The sequence below is a fragment of the Neisseria sp. P0021.S006 genome (assembly GCF_051956895.1).
The window spans coordinates 1-1,857 of record NZ_JBQCWZ010000224.1; the positions used below are offsets into that span (position 1 = coordinate 1).

Here is a 1,857-nt window from a genome sequence, read left to right on the forward strand (position 1 = left end):
ACCCAGCCCATTGCCGCTTCAACATGCGGCCGAAGTTTTGGGCATCGACGTTGCCAATATGCTGATGGTGGGCGACTCCAAAAATGACATTATTGCCGCCAAAGCGGCCGGTTGCTTCAGCGTCGGCGTAACATTCGGCTACGGCGACATGACCTTGCTCTCCCAAGACAAAGCGACCAAACCTGATTTGTTGATTCGAGCCCTGCCTGAAATCTACGAAAATCTGCAACCGCAAAAAAACAAAGACGAAGAATAATTCGGCTTTATTTTCAGACGGCCTTTTTAGTGCTTTCACCTAATCAGGCCGTCTGAAATGTAATTCAATGTAGTTTAAATCCCTCCCCTTCCATATCCCCATGAAACCTCCCAAAACCTTACGCGCCCGCGCCTTGGATATTCTTTCCCGTCAGGAAGTCAGCCGTGTCGGCTTGAAACGCAAACTGACTCCACACGCTGAAAGCGAAGAAGAATTGGAAAAGGTTTTGGACGAATTCGCCGAACGAAATTGGCAATCCGACCAACGTTACGCAGAAGCCTATATTCACAGTAAAAGCAACCGTTACGGCACGCTCCGCCTCAAACAAGCCTTGGCTCAACAAGGTATTGATGCAGATGACTGTCGGGAGTTCCTACCCGACAGAGAGGACGAGCTGCAAACCGCTATTTCCGTCTTGCGTAAAAAATTCAAGCAAGAAGCTCAAGATTTGAAAGAAAAACAAAAACAGGCGCGTTTCCTTGCCTATCGCGGCTTTGGTGCCGACACCATTCAGACGGCCTTAAAAACCGCGTGGAATGAAGACGAAGACTTCTATCAATAATCATTCCCACTTGAATCTTTGCTTCTATCGGCGTACCCTTACGCTTTTATTCAATAATTCAATCAGAGTTTCATCATGTCCGACAAACCGCACGATACACCAAATCCCCTACTCGAAGACGAACGCAAAAATCCTGTTTACCGCTTGGGTCAGGCAGTAGCCGGATTCATGTTGCTGGTTTGGGCCGGCGTTTTGGCCTTGGTCTTCTTCTTGGTTTTCCGTTTTTGGTTGAGTTAAACCCAATCCAATTACAAAAAAGCCATAAACCCTCTTAAAAAGAAGCCAACAGCTTTTATTTGCAAACATCAAAAAGGCCGTCTGAAAACACTTTCAGACGGCCTTTGCTTATAACGAGATTATCCTCGAATCACTTTACGGATATTCGGATTGGCATGCATTGCATGAATAATCTGATTAACCTGATCCAAGTCTTTGACTTTAATTGTGAATTTAAATTCCACAAAACCTTCCGTTCCTGCTTGCGCTTTGGTTGGCGTATCGACAGATTCGATATCCGCACCAGAATTGGAAATCGCTTGCGCCATTGAGGCAAGCAAACCATGCGCATCTTCGGATTTGACATTGAGGATGGTGCGGTACGTTTGATTGCGCATACTGTCCCAACCGGCATCGAGTTGCTCTTCCGGATCGGCTTTGACCAAAGTTTGACAGGTATCACGGTGGATAATCATGCCCTTGTCTTTGACCAATAAGGCGCGAATCGGATCGCCAGGGATCGGATGGCAACACTCGGCAAAATGAATCCGGCCAGTTTCTTGATCGTTGACTTTGATCGGGCTGAGTTTGACTGTACTGCCAAAATGTTGGCCCGCCAACTCGGCAATGTGCATGGCAACGTGTACCGGCAAAGTATGCCCCATACCGACATTGTAGAGGACCTCTTCAAACGAGGTTTGTTTGGTATTCAAATCGGCAAGGTATTTTTCTTTGAGGTCGTCTGAAAGCAGGATGTCTTTAGGCAACAGGCTGGATAAAGCTTTTTGCAGCAGGTTCTCACCCAAAACAACGGCATCGTGAC

Annotated in this window: 4 protein-coding genes; 3 read left to right on the forward strand and 1 reads right to left on the reverse strand. The window is 46.9% G+C overall.

Annotation, left to right across the window (positions count from 1 at the left end; translation table 11 throughout):
* The 3 genes from ACTHUM_RS12785 to ACTHUM_RS12795 all read left to right on the forward strand — a co-directional run.
* On the forward strand, positions 1-256 hold a 256-nt coding region (locus ACTHUM_RS12785), incomplete at its 5' end, for an HAD hydrolase-like protein (RefSeq protein ID WP_440403031.1).
* A 100-nt stretch (positions 257-356) separates the two neighbouring features.
* The gene (recX, locus tag ACTHUM_RS12790; RefSeq protein ID WP_070461394.1) at positions 357-818 is read left to right on the forward strand and encodes a recombination regulator RecX; all 462 of its coding nucleotides are present in this window, start codon (positions 357-359) and stop codon (positions 816-818) included.
* A gap of 75 nt (positions 819-893) precedes the next feature.
* Entirely contained in the window at positions 894-1,055 is a 162-nt protein-coding gene (locus ACTHUM_RS12795; RefSeq protein WP_039861975.1) for a hypothetical protein, read from the forward strand.
* A gap of 119 nt (positions 1,056-1,174) precedes the next feature.
* Here the strand turns inward: ACTHUM_RS12795 and ACTHUM_RS12800 are convergent.
* On the reverse strand, positions 1,175-1,857 hold a 683-nt coding region (locus ACTHUM_RS12800; RefSeq protein WP_440403032.1), incomplete at its 5' end, for an ACT domain-containing protein.

Bases quoted from the DNA above. Each gene is read 5' to 3' on its own strand.
- recX (WP_070461394.1), top strand. From the start codon at position 357: ATGAAACCTCCCAAAACCTTACGCGCCCGCGCCTTGGATATTCTTTCC.
- ACTHUM_RS12795 (WP_039861975.1), top strand. From the start codon at position 894: ATGTCCGACAAACCGCACGATACACCAAATCCCCTACTCGAAGACGAA.